Genomic DNA, 17,434 nt, shown 5'->3' with positions numbered 1-17,434 from the left:
TAAAGTCTCCTTATAAAACGAAAAAATGCCTGCGAAGCTGGCATATACTAGAATCGATAACCCAACGACAAAATTACCCGATCGTCTGATATATCAACTTTTGAGTTCGTACTTCGGTTTAATGTCACTTCACGGCTAACATTCTGGTACTCAAGTGAAACTGCGTAATTGTTTGAGTCTTGGTACTTAAAACCTGCTGAATATGCAAAATCAAGATCAGATTCTGAATCATTACCAAAATCAGAAGACCAGTAATTCACTTGGGGCTTTATAAACACAGAAATGCCATCATGAACGCGTCTGAATTTACAATTACAATATTCAGCCTTTACTGAGGCTATACGATATGAGAACAGAGGGCCTGCCATAACGTCGATAGTGCTAACATCTCCCAAATTACCATGAGAGACATCCGAATAGTCGGCACTTAAGGCCCAGCCCCATGAAAAGTTGTAGTCAACGTACTTCAAGTCAGAAATCTCGAGACCATAACTGAAATCCGTTTGCTTACTTGATACTGGATCAACAGACAATTCTTGCTCGACCATGCCTAGACGCAAACCGACTGAATAAGCAGCGGATGCATTACAAGACACGAAAGCTAGAATCAAGGCTGTGCCTTTGAGTAGCTTCATGCTTATTCCTAATATTGGATTGACACTCTGAATTAGTTTGAGTGCAAATAGATAGTTTTGTTTATCTTACCATAAAATTGCTTGATTTTAAGACACAACAATCTTTTAAAGGGGTTAGGATCATTATTTACAAGTTTTGCACAGAAATTGTGGATAACTTACCTCTTGGTTCAAACCTAACATACAGAGTCAATCTTCCCTACCAATTGCCCTCTCCTATCAACGGCTACATAATCAGTACCACAGATCACTTTTAGAGCTTTTTCCAAGTCTTTGTCAAAATCAGCATTGCCTGGTTTAATCTTTTTGACTGTCAATCCATTCCTCTGAATGATTGCGATTGCTTGTGCTTGCTTTCTTGCTGTGTAGAACTTCACTAAAAGCCTGATGGAAATTCGTAGGGTAGCAAACGTCAACATAAAGTAGATTGGCACTTGTATATCTAAAATTGTTCCCATTCTTCCCTCAACAAAAAGCCAACGAACGCCGGCTTTATGAATTTAGTTATTTCGTTTCTAGCCTTAATGCCAAAACAGGTATCAATTCCCTACCATCTGGCACCAAGGAAATCTTGTAAACACTGATTTGATAAAAAGAAGATCGCTTCCTTTTTGAAAACGGATTTAAGACTGATACGTTCATGCACGTAATTAGCTTCATCCACAATAACAAGAGTGTTTGCACCAAGGTTCTCAAGGACATCGAGGACTCTATTTTCACTTAAAGCCGTATGCGGTTTATTGCCCGAATCCTCAAAACACATAGGCCAGAAATTTTCGTGCGTCTCAAGAGAATCGTTGTAGTAGAGTCTTTCTTATCACAATTTAGCTGAAGGGCGCAGCGAGCTAAGACAGATGCACACCGGATAACGGCTTGATTAATATAAATGACTTAGCTCTATAGATAAAGACTATTTCTTGTCCACCTCAACGTCAGTTGGAAGGATCTGAATGTTCACATCGCCTAGCCTTTCTGCATTTTCAAGTGCAGCTATGTCATCTTGAAACGCAGATACTTCAACCATCAAAGCTTCACGTTCTGGACTAGAACCATTAGCTAACTGGTCTTTCACTTTATAGGCATATATTGTGGAACCAATAGCCGCTGCAAATGAAAATAGCATGATCAAGACAAGATAAGCAGGCATCATTTCCATAGAAGATTTGGGCTCAAGGATAATACTTTCCTTTTCGCCATTGATAGTCTCCGAACAGCATTTGCGTATCAACATTTGGCTATCCAGAAACTCCACTTCTATCTCATCGGTCATCGTCAAAAGCGACAGAACCATTAAAGCATCGTGGACTCCAGATAAAGTCCAGGTTACATCGGTTTTCTTAAAATATTGCTGAGCGACAGGCTCTTTAAGTGATTCAGCGTCACCTACATGGATTTGCTGCTTTTCACCATTATAGATGAACGTGGTTCTACCCTTCGCCACATACTCTCTTATTAAGGCCACCAGCATATCGCGGTCAATGTTCACCACATCAAGAGTGGTATGACTCATATTCATCAGTGGATCATCTCCGGTTCAAAAATTTTGTTTTTAATGCAGCCGAAGTCGTTATTTGAAAATATCTTGTCTTTCAGGTTTAGGTCCGGAAGACGCAGTTCAGTACGAGAACTTAGATAGATCTGGAACGCGCTATAACTACTGTGGCCAGAATCTTTCATTACATCAGAAGCTTTGCGTCCTGAATGAAGGTCATTGGTAATACCCAAGTGACGTAGCGAGTGGACAGTAAAAGTTCGCAGTTCCGCTGCTTCTTCAAGCTCACCGCGTTCAACTAGCACATCAGCAGCTAGATCATACAACTCTTTAACCAGAGTTGATATTTGCTCATCTCCAAGGTTAGCGTTGACTATACCTGCTTGGCGACCGTGTGATGCAGCCTTATGACGAACAAACAATGGGATGTCCTTTTCATTAGCAGCAGGCAAAGGATTCAACCCTAAATGAACGCGATATCGCTTCATGGCTTCTAACAACCTGTCTGACACTAACACAGAACGAGACTTCGACCATTTTGAACGTGGAATGTAGAACGTGTAATAAAAGCTACCTGCTTGCGTTCTATGGCGTCTGAAATCACTAAACGTCGGTGAATGTGTTGGTCGAGATGCTATTTCCGACCGACGCGGATAAGCTAGGACCAACAAATAGAACATAAATCGAGATCTTTCATAACGTTCAGGGTTCTCTTCACATAGATATTCCAGCAACTCAAAGATACAGCTGGCTTGCATCGTGCTAAGCGCTTTCTCTTTATCTTCATCACTGGCACCAACATTACCTACATTACCTTCCTGAAACTTGCGACTAGCAATAGCGGCAGGGTTTTTGTCAGTTAACTCCATTTCACCTAAGTACGCATAGAACGAGCTAATGATGCTTAGTTGTTTCTTCAGGGAAGTGAATTTGCGTTGATATTTTTTTCCCTGTTTCATACCCAAGTTAACAAATGGCTTCCACTGATCGTTTAACGTAGGTTCCCACTCAAACGGAATTTTTTTTGGTTCATCAGCGATAATCGGAATTCCACCGTAACCTACGGTAAGTTCTTCAGGTGGGTTACTACCAAACTCTACAAAATCAAACATATCCTTACGGTTAACATCGAATATCGACTTACGCCTAACATTCCAGACCCAATTCAGGAAAATACAAAGCTCGCCACGGATAGATTTGTAGTTGTTCTTGTTATGATGATATTCCATCAAGAAGTCGAAAGCGTAATCATACTCATCAAATACACCGCGATGATGCGACTTTAATGAGTGCAAGAAAGCTGAGATTTCAGGTGAAACTCGTTTGGCATGAGTATGTGGAAGGAATAAAGGACTAAATTTCATAGCAATCTCATTAATTCTGATCATACATCCAGTATAGCACCGACCTTGGTAGCATAAAATGAGAATTTACTATACCCTGATCATCCCATGAACACTCGTTCAGATACCTACTACCTAGAAGAAGAACCCCTCGCCTAACTTACTCATTGCAATGATAGGAATTATATGAACCATCGTTGGTCTTATCATCTACCAATATGGATTCTTAATAGGATTTCTGACACTTATAGTTATGACATTAACAGCTAAAATGATAGAGAAAAGGCTGAAAGAATCGATTTCAATTCGAAAGAAATCATTCAAAGATTAGTTTAGCAGGAAATATTACAGAAGTATGATTGCACTTCGAAAACTATAGCAATTTGCAAATGCAAAATGCTAATTCGTAACGGGTATATGTGATTTTATGCACAAACATTGAGCAATACAGCGTGTTATTTGGATGAATTAAGTTGGCACGCTACGTGCATTAATAAACGTGACCCTTTTAAGCCGGGGTCACCTAGCCAACTGACGTTGTTTAGTGAATCTCATTGTTCACACAAATATATTCCTAATAGCCCAAATTGCTATTCTCAAAGATATATACGCCAATAGTGTATGATTGCTATTGGCTTTTTTTTCATCAATTTTTTGATACGCCTACCAAAAACATTCTCATTACAACGCTCCCTCAGCCAGTGACTGTGTGATATAATGCACAAGTTTCCTTACGAACTTCCTAACACAATCGAATATTATGAGAATAAAAGTAATCACCTTAGTTGGTGCTGTACTTGCGTGCTCTAGTGTCTACCTTTTAAAGTATACTGCTGACACTGCCTATCGAAATATGGGCTTCGAGACACAAGTCGAACCAACTTTCTATCAACGACAGATAGTTGATGATCTCTCCACTAAGAAAGTTATAGAACTACCTACTGGAGTGTATGAGTACACATATCAACATTCTGACGATACCTTGATCAAGACCGTCTGGACATTTGATGGCAACAACCTACTCGTAGATGGGTACTTAGTAAGTAATTCCTACTCGAGCACTGATAATAAAAAACCCAATTACTCTGCGCAGAGTAACGTCGCAATGAAGGGCCAAGTGTTGGTTTTCAATAATGCTTCCGGTGACATTGGCTTATTGCCTAAATATGGTTTGGCCATAAATAGTTACACAGACGAAGGCATTAAGCTGGAAACAAGCGATGGCAGCGACAGAACCCTTTATAAACATGGGAAGATAAAGCCATTTAACAATGATATTGCATTCAAGGTAGCCTCATAATGACACTTAATATTGAAAAAACGCTTTTAGAATTCAAAGCAGACAATGACAATGTACGTCTTCAAACCATGTTTGGGCACCTTGGTATCTTTATTGATGATGTTTTCATTGGTTACCTGCATAGAGAAAATCACTTTCTTTTTCTGAGAACTTGCCGTTTAACAGAAGACCTTAAAGAGAAACAACCACTACTAGAAACACTATCCATTAACCACGGGAAATTTAAACGCGAGCAGAAAGCGTATCGAATTCCTAATGAGTACATAAAAACACACTCTGACTTAAAAGAAGTTATCAAGAACGCTTGTTTAGACAGAAAAAAACAGGGAGAAAGACAAAACGACACCGGAAGCCGCCGGATCAAGTCATTGCCAAACATGACCATCGCAATTGAAAAACAACTGAGATCTGCAGGTATCGTATCGGCTAGTGATCTTATCAATCAAGGTTCTAAAGATGCTTTTGTAAAATTGGCGCACAATCAGCAACTAAGAAGCCAACTGATTCTCAAACTAGAAGGTGCTGTGGCAGGTTGCCATGAGGCTGTTATTCCAAAGGTAAGGCGCGAAGATTTACTTGCCTTCGCCAACAATGAGATTGAGCGCCGTCAATTCGCCATCGCTTCTTAAGAAGAATTGCTATGAACTATGTCCTAAGAGTGAAGACCACAGGGATCGAAAGTTTTACCATCACCGGTAAAACACCAGATGAAGCGATATATCTATCTCGAGATAACCTTGACGTCATTAACCCGAGCTACGCATTGCTCAATGAAGCGGAAATCTTACTCTTACAAACAGTTTTCAACCTCGATATTGAGATATTGAGATATTGAGATATTGAGATATTGAAGATAAAGAAATGATCGACCAAGATAAGTAAAGAAAGGCTTGGAACACTAACCATCATAACCCAGTAACACGAATAAAGTTTAGACTACCTGATTTCGTTTCACTCTTGAATTTATAGGAAACAAATAATGCAAGAAAAAGTACAAAAGCATCGATCGTTTAGATTTACAAAGGCGGCTCCATTTACCCAAAACGAGTCGCTAATTGGACTAACAATTGGGGCATTACTTAGCATTACATGTTCAATGGTCTTCTACATAAAAATTTACACTTGCCACTTAGAATTCATTGGCGACCATTTCAAGGATTTTTTCTCTGCCTTAAAATTCACTTCCCAACTCTTGCCGTTTGCCATACTTTGCTTATTAATCCTCATTACTACAAATTGGATAAGTAGTCCCAGAACAAGGGCAGCATGCCTGTATCTAAATTGCTCAGTTATCAGCGTAGGTTACACATATGATTTAGCAGTGACGGCATCTATGGGCGGGCCTTTCGCAATTTGTGGCTGAGTAAACTTTAACATGTCCCAAGCATAGATTAACTTTCATAGATATAGAGAATCAAAGCATCGCTATTCTTAACTTAATAGGGGCATCATAGCCCTCAATGTTAAAACATAGCTTCAACTCTAAACTTAGCAAAACACCATAAGTCACCACCTAAACCACAAGCAGAAGATAGTCAGCGCAGAGATAACGAGTAGTTTTAGTATCGTACTTCTTGAATATTAGGTAAGAAATTAGCGGCAGGATCAAGATGTTGAAACATATGTGAGAAGGAGAAAACCACTTCAATTCCAACAAGGGACGATGATTCGTTCCAACATCAAGATTGGGATACACAGTGTAAATGTTTCAGCCATTCCGATTTTGAAAAAGTGACACTTGTTGAAACACCCATAAGTTGATATTCGTAAGTGATTGATACAATGTTATTCTATAGGAATTGCAACCATAACGTGATGATGGATTTTCGAGAGCTTTTCAAACAAAACCAGTTATAGTTGCTTTATAACAATGACTTAAAACCTTAAAATCACTATATGGTTGTATTATCGTTTTATGGTTGTATCAACAACACTGCTCTACCCCATTACCATATCGAGTGCATCATCTTCGATAATGAAATCGCGACCGTAACGGTAAGCCATCTCTTCAGTCGCCCAACGTCCTAGCTTCATTATTCTCTCTATCTTGACACCGGCCGCCCATAAAGCCTGACAACAACCGACACGAGCAGAGTGACAAGAGAATTTTTTTAACCCTTTTTTGCGGTATGCGACGATTTCAAAAGCTCTTTCAAACACTCGAACCAAAGTGCTGTGACTCATCTGCTTTTTACCTGACTTAGTAATTTTGCCAAAGCTGGTGGTTCCCCTAAACAAGTAGTCATCTTCGGAGAAGTCACCTGCAGCTGCGATATAGTCGTTTAGCCACTTCATTGCCTTCGAATTTATTGGGGCGATATCAGGCTTGCCACTATGGTTTGTTTTAGTGATAGGGATTAGTAACTTTTGGTTCTTCTTGTTCACGTGACCAAACTTAACATTACGCAATTCACTGCCACGCAAGAGGCAACAAAACATTAAGCCAAGGATCGCACGATCTCTCAATGACATAACAGTTCCCATTTCAAGCCACAGTTGCTCAACCTCATTCAGATCGTCGGAAGTAAGCGCCTCTGCCTGGGTAATGAATAAGCCATTAGCTGCTTGGTCTTCAGATACCCGCTTAACAAAATCCCGTATAGCTTGATCTTTGCAAGGTTCTCTAAAGCCTGCAGCATCGTGAATGCGGTTAATTGCCCACATATCGCGTTTTAAGGTGCTTCTATGAAGAACCTTGCCTCGGTGCTTAATATATTCGAAGACAACTTCATGCTTAGCTGGGAGTGGCTTATAGCCATTGCTAAGGCAGAAGTTAAAGAATTGAGACCACTTGTTTTGAAGTTCATCCCATGAAGAGTCACGTAAACCGCCACGGACAAACTTAAACTCTTCAAGGAAACTTTGCGAATATGCCATCAATTCAGGAGATGATTCGATCTGCTCAGGCAAGAGGTTTAAATTGCGAACTTGATCAGGTCTTACAGAGGAACTTAGGTGAACAGACAGATCACCGTTAGATGCAACGGCTTGCAATGATGCTTGATTATTCGAGTTATGTAGTGCCATCAGTGACATGAAAAGCAATCCTTACAGATTTCTATCGAATACTCACTCTGTTTTTGCTAATAGCTTTTTGACATCAATATCCTTTTCTCCCAAATCTCCAGTTTCTAACATTCGTATAAATCTAGGGTTAAACACACCCCAACAATTAACACGATAAGCGCCCTTCGTACGTAGAGATTTGTCATGCTCATAATCAAACATAAAGTCTTGACGTAACATTATTAAATGACGCATAACTGTAGACTTTTGAAGTTCAGTGATTGATACAAGCTCTGATAAGGTAGGATGTTTCTTCTTTGCGAAAACAGAGAGAATTGCGATAGTTTTTCGATTTGAATTTAAACTCATTATTGAAGTGATCTCACGGCGAACATATTTTTTGGTTAGTACAATTGACTACTGATGCTTTAAGCCTAAATAGTACCGATTTCAACACACACAATCAAAGTTAAGTAAGGATGCTTGCTAGTTTCCAGCTTGCAAGCATCCATGTCCCGAGGGACCACTTAAATAAGCAAAGCAAACTTAAGTATTAGGAAGCGTATCACTACGCCCAGTTATAGTAGCGTAATGTGCGACCAAGGGCAAGGCGATTTATTCAAAAACTAGTCGCACAATATGACAACGTACTATGACCTAACCCCAAACAAACTGGCAGTCCCTAAAAATGATAAAAATTTTAAATGTCACCCTTACTCTAAGTAGTTGTATTTCTGTAATCCTTTCAAATCCACCCACATATGTACTAAAAGCAATGCTCATATTAAGTTTAGTCTCAGCTTGGCTGTATACAAGAGACAAAAGAATCGCAATTAAAAATGCCAGTGGAGGAAATAGAAGAAGAGTGCCCGAAACAAGACTAATTATGCTGTCCCTACTGGGTGGAGGTGCAGGGTCATTGCTTGGGCAATTGATGAACCGTCACAAAACATCGAATTCCAAGTTCATAGCAACTCACATAGTGAGTTCTCTACTATTTTCAATTACAATAGTCTACTTCTATACTCCAAGTGATTCTGCCCTGCGGATTCCACTGAACTTCATACAGAATGTACTCAACAGCCTATGATTAATATCATTTTGCTTATTGTACCTATAACAGCACTTATTTTGATTTGGGACATTGGCCTTAGCAAATTTAGTAGCGGCATATTGCTTATTGAAGCATTAGTTATCCAAATCATTATTGGCGCCGTTGCAGCTGTTTTCGGGTGCTGGCACATAAACAATAGAAATGACAAAAGATGAAACAAATTAACTTTGAACACCGTTGCATGCTTAAGTACATAGATGCGTTACTCGAATCAACCGGCTCAATGCGCGCCAAAGATCTCCAAGCGCCATTTAAGGTATGCAAGAATACAACACTAAGAATTGTAAAACTTTACATTGAGGCTTGCCCTGGCAACGTAAGGCTCACCGGGGAAGGCGTCTATACAAAAACCACTATATTCAAACCAAAGTTTCTTGCAGGACAGAACCCTAGTGCATTTTTCGAAGAGTTAGAGAGCCTGCAACAGCCTTTCTCATTCAGCAAAGCAGACCAAGCTCCTGAATGGTGCTACGCCACTTGTTGATACAATTGAAGATACAATCTCTGATCACCCAGACACAAACTCAAGTTCAGAATATTTTTTGATACTCTGATTCTTAGAAGTAATTTAATGGAAATACAATGGCGAAGTCAGCACTAAAATGGGCGGGTAACAAAGGGTTTATCGCTACGGCGTTAGAACGCCTCATGCATCACGAGTTTGATGATTTAGATAACCTACGGGTTATGGAACCCTTTATCGGTTCTGGTGGATTCTCATTACATTACGAGTTTAAAAACGTAATAGCTAATGACGTGAACCCTCCTTTAATAAACTACTATGAAACCATAAAGAGCAGTGGTATCGAACTCTTTGAAACTGAAAATGACGAAGAAACATATTACCGCCATCGCGATTACTTCAACGAGAAAGTGTTTGCGGAAGAATACGATAATGAACTTGCTTCAATCTTCCTTTTTCTCAACCGTTGTTGTTACAACGGGTTATTTAGGACTAACCTGAAAGGCGGAATGAATACCCCACGTGGTGACATTAAAAAATTTCCTCTTTGGACCATCGAAAGAGCTAACGAATCAGCCTCCATCATCAGTAATTGGCAACTTTCAAACGGATGCTTTACAGAACTCGACACATCAAAAGAAATCGACCTCGTGTATTTGGACCCGCCTTACGCTGGGAAGAAGATGTTCACAACCTACTCAGGAAAGAAATTTACGTACCAGATGCAAGAACAAGTTATCGAGTTTGGAGAAAGGTTTCCTGAATCAACTCGCATAATGATCAGCAATTCCATTTTCGATAAGAAGCTTCTGAAAGCGTACAAAGAGGCAGGATATACGCTCTATACCATCAAGGTGCCGCGAACCATTTCAGCTAAAGTTACTGAACGAAATGCTGTAGATGAAGTCATTGCCTTTAAAAACTTTTCAACAAGAAGAATAAAATCACTATGCGAAAAATTAAATTACCTAAAAATATAATCAACAATGAAGAGAAAAGCCGCTTAAAGCTGTGTCTATGGTCACTAGTTGCGTTGTGGTCGTTAATCAGCGCACCCTCACTGTTAATCCACTTGCTCAACCAATACACTGCGACTCAGGACATTTTTCAGCATAAGCAAATTTTGCTAGACATATTGTTATTTTCAGCACTTTTTGTTTTTGGGGTTAGGAGAGCTTTACATCATTACAATTTTATCTCCAAAAAAAATGGCTCTTAAATTGGGAGCCATTCATGGGATTAAAGATAAAAAGGGTCAATGCCGTGGTTTCGATGCATTGTTCGACCCACTTCAGTAAGGAGAGATCTTTCCATACGCTCTTGAGTTTGTGGTAAATCTACAGTAACTGAACTAACACCAATGACATCACATACCAAATGGCTAACTTTAAGGTTATCACCGAGTTTCACACACATTGAGTTTGCTTTAGAGTCAACATGTAAACCCTCACCTAAGATTTTAACAGGCTTAGGCATTGGCACTACATCTTTAGGAAAATGATTTTTAATAAGAAGGGAAGATGCAGCTATCTTTAATCGCTCAATATCAACTTTCTTGTCAACAGGAATGGCTAAAGCTTCAAGTAATGCAAAAGTCTTCTCTGACAACATGCAGAACGCAGCTATAGCTTCTACTTGACCATTAGGTGATACTTCGGATGAATTTATTACAGTTTCTAGAAAGAACGAAGTGGTATCCATAGCAATAGAGAGGTTACTAAATTGCTCAAAGGACTTAACTCCGTTATACGGATTGTCTCTGCTATGACGTTTAATAAAGTAAGCCATAAATACTGGGCAGCTATATAAAAACTTACCCAGATCAGGATCTAGTGGATTACGATTCTGTACAAGAACACGATTTGATTGGATAGTTTGAATTGCATAATTAAGCACATCCAAAGAGTCTGAATAATTTTCGGTTTTAAGCATAGCCATTTATATATTTACCTACTGCGCCAACATTTTTATAGGTTGTTTTTTTGCATTATAAAAGTAACTACCACCCAAATAATGGGGTAAAGATCACATTTCAACAGTGATTGTAACGATAAATATAAGTTACCACACCCAATTTGTTAAAATTATGCGGCAGACACTGTAATCATTCATTACATTGAGGCTTTACATTCCAATAGTTGCACCCCGAACGATAGCACGTTCGCGATAAATGCTGATCACCTCAAACCTTAAAGTTAACCCTTAAAGGTTGATGGTATAATCAACATCAAACTCCACATATCAACCACATATCAACCATGCGACGAGTGGATATTTTAATGATGAATTTTAACAAAAAGATAAAGTCGGCATTACTACTGCCAACTCTGACCATTTCCAGTCTTGGAGTAATGGTAGAAGCTAAGCAAGTTTCGAAAGATATGTTTGATAGTTCGTTCGAGTATATGATTTATTCAGATGGGTACCATGACGAAAAAAGTGACACCTCTTACGCAGCACAATGCCACTCAAATGAGAAAGCATCTGAAATGATGGCTGTTAGCAAATTGAGTAAATTTCTATCAGGTAGTACAATAACCGCAGAAGAATCAACTTCGCATAATTCTACTTACAGTCAGAATATAACCTCTAAAACAAAATCGTTTCGCCCTGATTACATGGTAGTAGCTAACGATAACTTCGATGGTTATTACTGCACATTAGTTGCCACAAAAGATTAAACCATGATGAAAATGAAGAATACAATGATTGCATCGGCTGTAGCGGTTATCGCTGTTGCTGGTGGTGCATACGCCACGCAAAAGATGGCTCTCAATACCTATAATCAAGTTCTTTTGAATACACCGGCGATCACCTCGATTGAGTCAGGTTACACCTTCAAGAGCGGGAACCTATTCATTGAAAGTGTAATAACGGATTTTAATGGATTCGAGTGGCAGGCTATTTCGAATGTAGCTATGGTTGAAGAAGGCTTGGGGATACAACTAACTTCAAAAGCTTTCGCTATCAATGACGATACAGCGACTCAGTATCCCAACTGGATAAACGCAAAAAATAATTCATTAAACGCAATTGCCGATACAACCATAAACCTCGATGGCTTCAAGAGTGATGTGCGATTCAAACCGGCCATGCTGAATACTCCATCAGGAAAGATTGGCATTCCAGAAACCGCTATTTTCATTGAAGGCGGCAAACAACAATATCCAACTATTGTAGTAGCTGCTTTAGGTGATATCAGCGTTGATGCTGCGGGTAATACTGCGAGCTTTAAGCAGCCAAGATTAAAGTATGTCCCTATGAACAAAAATAACACTGTTAAATACAGCGTTAAGTTTGATGCGGTGAACGTCGGATTAGTAGAGGTAAGTAAATCGACCACTGTAGATTTTGTTGTGCACCCGAAACAAGATGATACGTTTGATTTAGCAATCAATGCCAGCATTGAACAAATTTCTGGTCTGAAGAACTTCAAATCAGATCTGATGTTTACAAACCTTACTGACCAAAGACTATCATCACTAGCAAGCGCAGCAAGTAACGCCTTTGCAACAGACCTAGCGACTAAAGTAAGTAACCTTACAGCTATTTTTGATTACGCTAAAGTCGGTGGTGAAGCTTCAGTCAAAATTCAAGCTAAAGACCTTGAAAGCACACCTTTAAATGTAAACGCGGAACTGAAATTCGACGAGTATTCACGCGAGTCAATTACCAAGCAGAACGTTTTCTCGATCTTAGATAGCGCAATATTGAATGCTGACATCACGTTGCCAGTAGGGTTAGCTACCACCATAGCAGGCCCCGAATGGATCAATGCATTCATTAGAGACGGCATGGTAAAGCTTAATGGAAATGTCGTTAAATCAGAGATCAATATAAAGAATATGGATGCTAATATTAACGGGGTCCAATACTCTCTTTAATTAATAAAAAAGCCACTTTTTGCAAAGTGGCTTTTTTGTGCAAGAGGAAATTTTAGAACCTTATTTTGACTCTGCTACTTTCTCGCTTGATGACTGAGCTTCAGCGTTGCTTGCCATGTAAATAGGATACATTGCCATAAAGAAAGCAGCCGAAAGGAAGATACCGGCAAACACCACAGGTTCAATAGAGAAAGCTACCTTAGAACAAGTGTATGCAAGAGCTGCAGCAGGAGCTAAAAGAAGAATTTTAGCGTTATGGCCACCGTAAGCCTTACGAACCGTAGCTTCACTCATACGTTCGCCAAGTGGCAGACCAGCTACGATCAACGCGTTTTTCAAGTCAGAGTTCTTAACGTTCTTATTGTTCTGAACCATTTGAGTACCAAATTGATGAACAATAAATTGAAAAACCAAAAGAACTACACCAGTTGATACGGCACCCGCCATCGACAATGAGTAGATACCTGCAAAGTCAAAGGTAATCCAAAAAATTAGCATCATCAATGCTAAATTACGTGCATGTTTTACGTTTTTAAACATTTTCTTTTCTTCCGTATATATAAAAGTTGAGATAAACCGAGTATGACCAGTTGACTCATGACTACATACGCCACAAATACAACCAATATTGAGAGTAAAAACAGTAACTGCGACTCTAAGAAATTTGATACCAGGTTAGGAAACAAGCAGTAGCAAATATAGAGGAACACAGTGAAATGAATCACCCCACGTTTCACACCATCCATATCGGGCATTGACGGAAGCATATGCTTAACTACTGACGTTACAAGAACTGCCCACAGTAAGTATCTCTTCCAATCCAATAGCCACATATCAAGGTGTGATGAAAATGTGTTTCTATAAAACCATTCCACAGCACTAATAAGACCGTCTTGCTGAATAATCCGCGAAACACTCATGACTAGCTCATCGACTGAAAACTCCGGCCATAAGACAGAAGTTAGGACCCAACAAGCTATCAATCCTGAAAAAATAGGTGCTATACCTATAAAAAAACATCCTATACGGTGGTAAAACTTACTCGGGTCGTAAGAGTGGTGAACAACACCAAGTTGACCATTGGGCTTAGGGTTAAATAACTCAACCTTTAAAACCTTATGGCCAAACAATACTGCAGTGATTGCATGACCAATTTCATGAATCGGAGTACCGATTGAACCCAAAGCAATAACCAAGGAGGAATGCCCTCTTTTAAACATTAAGATGTCGGCTTTATTTGTAAAAAACCGCAAAAACAACAATACAAAAAAACAAGTTATGCCGAGTGAAAGTACATAAATAGCCAATCTACTTAGCCATGACTTTCTGAAGAATATGATCAGGTATGCCTGATGCTTTTGCTTGAGCCAGTAATGCCTCAGCTTGCTCAGTTTGTTCTTTTTCAATTCTCAGAGCTTCTGCATCCGCGCGTTCACGCTCAGACAAGATGGTACCTAAAAGTTCGTATGTGACTTTTAGTTGAGAAGTAGTTGCCAATTTAGCCTGGCCTTTCAAAATGGCCTTACTGCCGAACACCGAGTTTTTAGATTTTGCGCGCGACTTCGGAGTTTGAGTTTGAGATCGTCGAGATGGCTGACCTTCGTTGTTTGATTGAGTCTGGTTATCTGAACCGACAGCACTTGTTTGATCATCCGAGGTTTCTGCTTCAAAAGACATTTTTATATTCCTTCACAAGACTCTAGTAGTTGGTTTACTGGTAAGGGTTTACTGTATACGTAACCTTGCCCGACACTTACACCTAAACCTTTTAGGTATTCCAATTGGTCTAACGACTCAATTCCTTCGACGACAAGTTCTACGTTTTCCATTTCCTGAACCCAACCAATCATCGATCTAAGCATTTTTAAAGCTACACGCGACTTAGCACTATCCTTACTAAAAGCTGTATTGATAAGGGCGCGATCAATTTTGATTCCATTTGGGTTCAAGTAAGTGAGATAAGAGCAAATGGTCGTTCCTGCTCCGAAATCATCTAACGAAACAGAAAAGCCCAAACTTTGCAGATACTTCATATTATTATGTGCGACACCGCCATCCTCAATGTGGCCAGTTTCCGTAATTTCTAATATTAACTTTGACACCAATTCTCGTTCACTTTCAGCCATAGAGGACAACCAATCCACTAACCTTTGAGAAACTAACGAACAGCAATAGAGATTGACCGATATAGATAGCCTTCTGAATTGCTTGCTGTTTTTCCATTTTCTAAGTTGAGAAAGAGCTTCTTCAAGAATTAGTAAATCTAAATCAGTCTCCAAACCGAACCTCTCGATTTCCGGCAAAAAGGAATCTGGGTATAACATTCCATAATCAGAATGTTCCCAACGGATTAAGAACTCTACACCTTTCACTCTTGAGGTAGATAAATCCACCAGCGGTTGGCAATGGATTGAGAACTTTTTCCCATTGATAGCATTTAAAAGCTCTAGCTTTGAAAAGCGTTCCTTCTTGGGCAGTAAGGTTGCCAACGAAGTTTTTACTTCTGTAAGATCGCGATTACTAGAAATTTGCATAGGGTCATTTATATCAACTAAGTTGAAGTCTAGGTGAACCCCATGCTTGTTAGCTATGTCATTGATCGCTGAAAATGTACTAACGAGAAAACTCTCATCATTTTGAGACAAAGTTAGTGATATGAATATCTTCTGTTCCACTACACTAAACGAGTTTAAAGATAACCCCATAGATTCAAATCTATTAACTATTTCATGTGAAAGTAGTGCGAGACTGGAAAAGGCGTTACCAAGTACCCCAGAAGTCATTACATTTAGTGAAGCAATAACACCCAGCGTCAGCGATCTTGAATTATCAGAGGTATCAGTTATCAAATAATGCTCTGAAACACTCATATTGTTTATCCTTAAGACCATAAAGTGAAATGATCAAACCCTGGCCCTTAATCACATAATAAGACTTACCTAAATACTTCTCCTGAATAAGTTCTAGGTCATTTTTTCCTTTCAAAGAATGAGAACTTTTCAAAGTCCACTTGGCAATGATCACATCTTCGCTAATAGTGATACTTTCCCCTTTGTCGCCTACCTTAAGCGTTTTCTTTATAAGAAAAAGTGGCGCCAATATCCAGCTTAGGATAAATGGGAATATCGCTACAGAATAATCATTCAAAATACCATTAACAAAACCATAGTTAACAACTAAAAATACCGGCAAAAACAACCACATGCCGGAAATAAATGGTCTCGATAAGGTAATTTCGTTCTGTTGTTTACTCATAATCAATTTCAGCTACACGAAATTCGGGTCCGATACCGTTCTGATATTCACCTTGCCAGCTCAATACAATCTGAGACTCAGGTATCCCTAAGCTTACTAACTCGGACTTCAATGATTCAGCTCTGCTACGACTCAATCGCTTGTTGTATTTCTTAGAACCAATAGAATCGGCAGAGCCTAAAATCAATATCTTCTTTGATGGGTAACGATCTAAATACTCGGCAATTTGTTTTGCCTCAAAGACAGCTTTATCGGTTAACTTCGAGCTATCAAAGTCAAAGTAAATATTGTCTTCAGAACCAATGCTATCTAGATAAGCCTTACGGTCATAATCTTTAGCATGAGAACCTGTTGCTTGAAGATATTCTTCTAGTTCAGCATTTGATAGGCAAGCAGGAAACTGATCTGTGCATACTTGGTGGTGCTTGCCTGTTTGAACCATAATCCATTCTTCAAAGTGATTACCGGATGGGTAAACCTCATTCAAATGTGGATCAGCTTTGACTAGGAGTGCTCCCTCTACAAGCCTAAATGAAGGTGCGAAATATAAGGTATCCAATTTAGAATAGCGCTCATAAATGTTTTCATAACCAACTTCACTGGTTGGCCCAGCATAGACTAATGACTCATGATGCTTAACAGGCACAACATGACTATGAGAAGGGTCCTGACAATACTCATCAGATGCGTAATCAGATGATGTACAAGCTGATAGCATAAGAGTAGCCAGAACAGGTACAACTATACCGTTCTTGCTTTTCATTGATTAACCAAAATTTTTATTTTTTTGAGGTGAACTTAAATACTACCACCAATGATAGAAGCATTCACCTAAAAATTCCCTCACTTTAGAACACTGATCACCCTGAACGAAAATCAAGCAGCTTAAGAAAAATGATATCATCTGCTTAATTGTAATTGGTGAGGGTTAGACGATACTTG

At 39.2% G+C, this 17,434-nt stretch carries 21 protein-coding genes; 8 read left to right on the top strand and 13 right to left on the bottom strand.

Annotated features, from left to right (window positions below):
- Positions 1 to 47: 47 nt before the first annotated feature.
- From AB6D58_RS00800 to AB6D58_RS00785, 4 genes are all read right to left on the bottom strand, one after another.
- A complete protein-coding gene (locus AB6D58_RS00800; protein ID WP_372156123.1) occupies positions 48 to 635 on the bottom strand; it encodes an outer membrane beta-barrel protein in 588 nt (195 codons plus the stop codon).
- 176 nt (positions 636 to 811) lie between these two features.
- On the bottom strand, positions 812 to 1,093 hold the full coding sequence (locus tag AB6D58_RS00795; protein ID WP_372156122.1) for a hypothetical protein: 282 nt from the start codon (positions 1,091 to 1,093) through the stop codon (positions 812 to 814).
- A gap of 452 nt (positions 1,094 to 1,545) precedes the next feature.
- Complete coding sequence (locus tag AB6D58_RS00790) at positions 1,546 to 2,151, bottom strand: hypothetical protein (protein WP_372156121.1); 606 nt, start codon at positions 2,149 to 2,151, stop codon at positions 1,546 to 1,548.
- Positions 2,151 to 3,491: a hypothetical protein gene (locus AB6D58_RS00785; RefSeq protein ID WP_372156119.1), complete on the bottom strand. Its 1,341-nt coding sequence runs from the start codon at positions 3,489 to 3,491 to the stop codon at positions 2,151 to 2,153. The genes AB6D58_RS00790 and AB6D58_RS00785 overlap by 1 nt, the downstream gene beginning before the upstream one ends.
- Before the next feature lie 739 nt (positions 3,492 to 4,230).
- On the opposite strand from AB6D58_RS00785, the gene AB6D58_RS00780 reads away from it, so the two are divergent.
- Genes AB6D58_RS00780 through AB6D58_RS00770 form a run of 3 tightly spaced genes read left to right on the top strand, consistent with a single transcriptional unit; the run spans position 4,231 to position 5,605 of the window.
- Positions 4,231 to 4,770, top strand: coding sequence for a hypothetical protein (locus AB6D58_RS00780; RefSeq protein ID WP_372156117.1), 540 nt, complete (start codon positions 4,231 to 4,233; stop codon positions 4,768 to 4,770).
- Positions 4,770 to 5,399, top strand: a complete 630-nt coding sequence (locus AB6D58_RS00775) for a TfoX/Sxy family DNA transformation protein (RefSeq protein ID WP_372156116.1) — start codon at positions 4,770 to 4,772, stop codon at positions 5,397 to 5,399. Before AB6D58_RS00780 ends, AB6D58_RS00775 begins: the two co-directional genes overlap by 1 nt.
- A gap of 11 nt (positions 5,400 to 5,410) precedes the next feature.
- Positions 5,411 to 5,605: a hypothetical protein gene (locus AB6D58_RS00770; protein ID WP_372156115.1), complete on the top strand. Its 195-nt coding sequence runs from the start codon at positions 5,411 to 5,413 to the stop codon at positions 5,603 to 5,605.
- A gap of 1,103 nt (positions 5,606 to 6,708) precedes the next feature.
- Here AB6D58_RS00770 and AB6D58_RS00765 read toward each other — a convergent pair.
- Positions 6,709 to 7,806 carry a tyrosine-type recombinase/integrase gene (locus AB6D58_RS00765; protein WP_372156114.1) on the bottom strand — a complete coding sequence of 366 codons (1,098 nt, stop codon included), beginning with the start codon at positions 7,804 to 7,806 and terminating at the stop codon, positions 6,709 to 6,711.
- Between the two features lie 33 nt (positions 7,807 to 7,839).
- A complete protein-coding gene (locus AB6D58_RS00760) occupies positions 7,840 to 8,145 on the bottom strand; it encodes a helix-turn-helix domain-containing protein (protein ID WP_372156113.1) in 306 nt (101 codons plus the stop codon).
- 319 nt (positions 8,146 to 8,464) lie between these two features.
- Here AB6D58_RS00760 and AB6D58_RS00755 point away from each other — a divergent pair, with 319 nt between their 5' ends.
- The 3 genes from AB6D58_RS00755 to AB6D58_RS00745 all read left to right on the top strand — a co-directional run bounded on the left by AB6D58_RS00755 (position 8,465) and on the right by AB6D58_RS00745 (position 10,333).
- The gene (locus AB6D58_RS00755; protein ID WP_372156112.1) at positions 8,465 to 8,866 is read left to right on the top strand and encodes a DUF1294 domain-containing protein; all 402 of its coding nucleotides are present in this window, start codon (positions 8,465 to 8,467) and stop codon (positions 8,864 to 8,866) included.
- Positions 8,867 to 9,041: 175 nt separating this feature from the next.
- A complete protein-coding gene (locus AB6D58_RS00750; protein ID WP_372156111.1) occupies positions 9,042 to 9,374 on the top strand; it encodes a hypothetical protein in 333 nt (110 codons plus the stop codon).
- Between the two features lie 98 nt (positions 9,375 to 9,472).
- On the top strand, positions 9,473 to 10,333 hold the full coding sequence (locus tag AB6D58_RS00745; protein WP_372156110.1) for a DNA adenine methylase: 861 nt from the start codon (positions 9,473 to 9,475) through the stop codon (positions 10,331 to 10,333).
- A 259-nt stretch (positions 10,334 to 10,592) separates the two neighbouring features.
- Here AB6D58_RS00745 and AB6D58_RS00740 read toward each other — a convergent pair whose 3' ends face one another.
- The gene (locus AB6D58_RS00740; protein WP_372156109.1) at positions 10,593 to 11,291 is read right to left on the bottom strand and encodes a hypothetical protein; all 699 of its coding nucleotides are present in this window, start codon (positions 11,289 to 11,291) and stop codon (positions 10,593 to 10,595) included.
- A 341-nt stretch (positions 11,292 to 11,632) separates the two neighbouring features.
- On the opposite strand from AB6D58_RS00740, the gene AB6D58_RS00735 reads away from it, so the two are divergent.
- Together AB6D58_RS00735 and AB6D58_RS00730 are read left to right on the top strand one after the other, a co-directional pair.
- Entirely contained in the window at positions 11,633 to 12,034 is a 402-nt protein-coding gene (locus AB6D58_RS00735; protein WP_372156108.1) for a hypothetical protein, read from the top strand.
- A gap of 3 nt (positions 12,035 to 12,037) precedes the next feature.
- On the top strand, positions 12,038 to 13,237 hold the full coding sequence (locus AB6D58_RS00730; RefSeq protein WP_372156107.1) for a hypothetical protein: 1,200 nt from the start codon (positions 12,038 to 12,040) through the stop codon (positions 13,235 to 13,237).
- Positions 13,238 to 13,297: 60 nt separating this feature from the next.
- On the opposite strand, the gene AB6D58_RS00725 is transcribed toward AB6D58_RS00730, so the two are convergent.
- Genes AB6D58_RS00725 through AB6D58_RS00700 form a run of 6 tightly spaced genes read right to left on the bottom strand, consistent with a single transcriptional unit; the run spans position 13,298 to position 17,255 of the window.
- Positions 13,298 to 13,777 carry a hypothetical protein gene (locus tag AB6D58_RS00725; protein WP_372156106.1) on the bottom strand — a complete coding sequence of 160 codons (480 nt, stop codon included), beginning with the start codon at positions 13,775 to 13,777 and terminating at the stop codon, positions 13,298 to 13,300.
- A complete protein-coding gene (locus AB6D58_RS00720; RefSeq protein WP_372156105.1) occupies positions 13,762 to 14,544 on the bottom strand; it encodes a hypothetical protein in 783 nt (260 codons plus the stop codon). The genes AB6D58_RS00725 and AB6D58_RS00720 overlap by 16 nt, the downstream gene beginning before the upstream one ends.
- 1 nt (position 14,545) lies before the next feature.
- On the bottom strand, positions 14,546 to 14,914 hold the full coding sequence (locus tag AB6D58_RS00715; RefSeq protein ID WP_372156103.1) for a hypothetical protein: 369 nt from the start codon (positions 14,912 to 14,914) through the stop codon (positions 14,546 to 14,548).
- A 2-nt stretch (positions 14,915 to 14,916) separates the two neighbouring features.
- Entirely contained in the window at positions 14,917 to 16,107 is a 1,191-nt protein-coding gene (locus AB6D58_RS00710; protein WP_372156102.1) for an EAL domain-containing protein, read from the bottom strand.
- On the bottom strand, positions 16,076 to 16,492 hold the full coding sequence (locus AB6D58_RS00705; protein ID WP_372156100.1) for a hypothetical protein: 417 nt from the start codon (positions 16,490 to 16,492) through the stop codon (positions 16,076 to 16,078). The genes AB6D58_RS00710 and AB6D58_RS00705 overlap by 32 nt, the downstream gene beginning before the upstream one ends.
- On the bottom strand, positions 16,485 to 17,255 hold the full coding sequence (locus tag AB6D58_RS00700; RefSeq protein WP_372156099.1) for an OmpA family protein: 771 nt from the start codon (positions 17,253 to 17,255) through the stop codon (positions 16,485 to 16,487). Before AB6D58_RS00700 ends, AB6D58_RS00705 begins: the two co-directional genes overlap by 8 nt.
- Positions 17,256 to 17,434: the final 179 nt, after the last annotated feature.

Source organism: Vibrio sp. 10N.239.312.D08, from assembly GCF_041466145.1.
Taxonomy (GTDB): Bacteria; Pseudomonadota; Gammaproteobacteria; order Enterobacterales; family Vibrionaceae; genus Vibrio; species Vibrio crassostreae_C.
This window is presented reverse-complemented; position numbering and strand designations above follow the sequence as displayed.

Coding starts and splice junctions, on each gene's coding strand:
- AB6D58_RS00800 (WP_372156123.1), bottom strand. CDS start 635: ATGAAGCTACTCAAAGGCACAGCCTTGATTCTAGCTTTCGTGTCTTGT.
- AB6D58_RS00780 (WP_372156117.1), top strand. CDS start 4,231: ATGAGAATAAAAGTAATCACCTTAGTTGGTGCTGTACTTGCGTGCTCT.
- AB6D58_RS00735 (WP_372156108.1), top strand. CDS start 11,633: ATGATGAATTTTAACAAAAAGATAAAGTCGGCATTACTACTGCCAACT.
- AB6D58_RS00760 (WP_372156113.1), bottom strand. CDS start 8,145: ATGAGTTTAAATTCAAATCGAAAAACTATCGCAATTCTCTCTGTTTTC.
- AB6D58_RS00770 (WP_372156115.1), top strand. CDS start 5,411: ATGAACTATGTCCTAAGAGTGAAGACCACAGGGATCGAAAGTTTTACC.
- AB6D58_RS00765 (WP_372156114.1), bottom strand. CDS start 7,806: ATGTCACTGATGGCACTACATAACTCGAATAATCAAGCATCATTGCAA.
- AB6D58_RS00705 (WP_372156100.1), bottom strand. CDS start 16,492: ATGAGTAAACAACAGAACGAAATTACCTTATCGAGACCATTTATTTCC.
- AB6D58_RS00700 (WP_372156099.1), bottom strand. CDS start 17,255: ATGAAAAGCAAGAACGGTATAGTTGTACCTGTTCTGGCTACTCTTATG.
- AB6D58_RS00725 (WP_372156106.1), bottom strand. CDS start 13,777: ATGTTTAAAAACGTAAAACATGCACGTAATTTAGCATTGATGATGCTA.
- AB6D58_RS00745 (WP_372156110.1), top strand. CDS start 9,473: ATGGCGAAGTCAGCACTAAAATGGGCGGGTAACAAAGGGTTTATCGCT.
- AB6D58_RS00790 (WP_372156121.1), bottom strand. CDS start 2,151: ATGAATATGAGTCATACCACTCTTGATGTGGTGAACATTGACCGCGAT.
- AB6D58_RS00755 (WP_372156112.1), top strand. CDS start 8,465: ATGATAAAAATTTTAAATGTCACCCTTACTCTAAGTAGTTGTATTTCT.
- AB6D58_RS00740 (WP_372156109.1), bottom strand. CDS start 11,291: ATGGCTATGCTTAAAACCGAAAATTATTCAGACTCTTTGGATGTGCTT.
- AB6D58_RS00710 (WP_372156102.1), bottom strand. CDS start 16,107: ATGAGTGTTTCAGAGCATTATTTGATAACTGATACCTCTGATAATTCA.
- AB6D58_RS00775 (WP_372156116.1), top strand. CDS start 4,770: ATGACACTTAATATTGAAAAAACGCTTTTAGAATTCAAAGCAGACAAT.
- AB6D58_RS00715 (WP_372156103.1), bottom strand. CDS start 14,914: ATGTCTTTTGAAGCAGAAACCTCGGATGATCAAACAAGTGCTGTCGGT.
- AB6D58_RS00730 (WP_372156107.1), top strand. CDS start 12,038: ATGATGAAAATGAAGAATACAATGATTGCATCGGCTGTAGCGGTTATC.
- AB6D58_RS00795 (WP_372156122.1), bottom strand. CDS start 1,093: ATGGGAACAATTTTAGATATACAAGTGCCAATCTACTTTATGTTGACG.
- AB6D58_RS00750 (WP_372156111.1), top strand. CDS start 9,042: ATGAAACAAATTAACTTTGAACACCGTTGCATGCTTAAGTACATAGAT.
- AB6D58_RS00785 (WP_372156119.1), bottom strand. CDS start 3,491: ATGAAATTTAGTCCTTTATTCCTTCCACATACTCATGCCAAACGAGTT.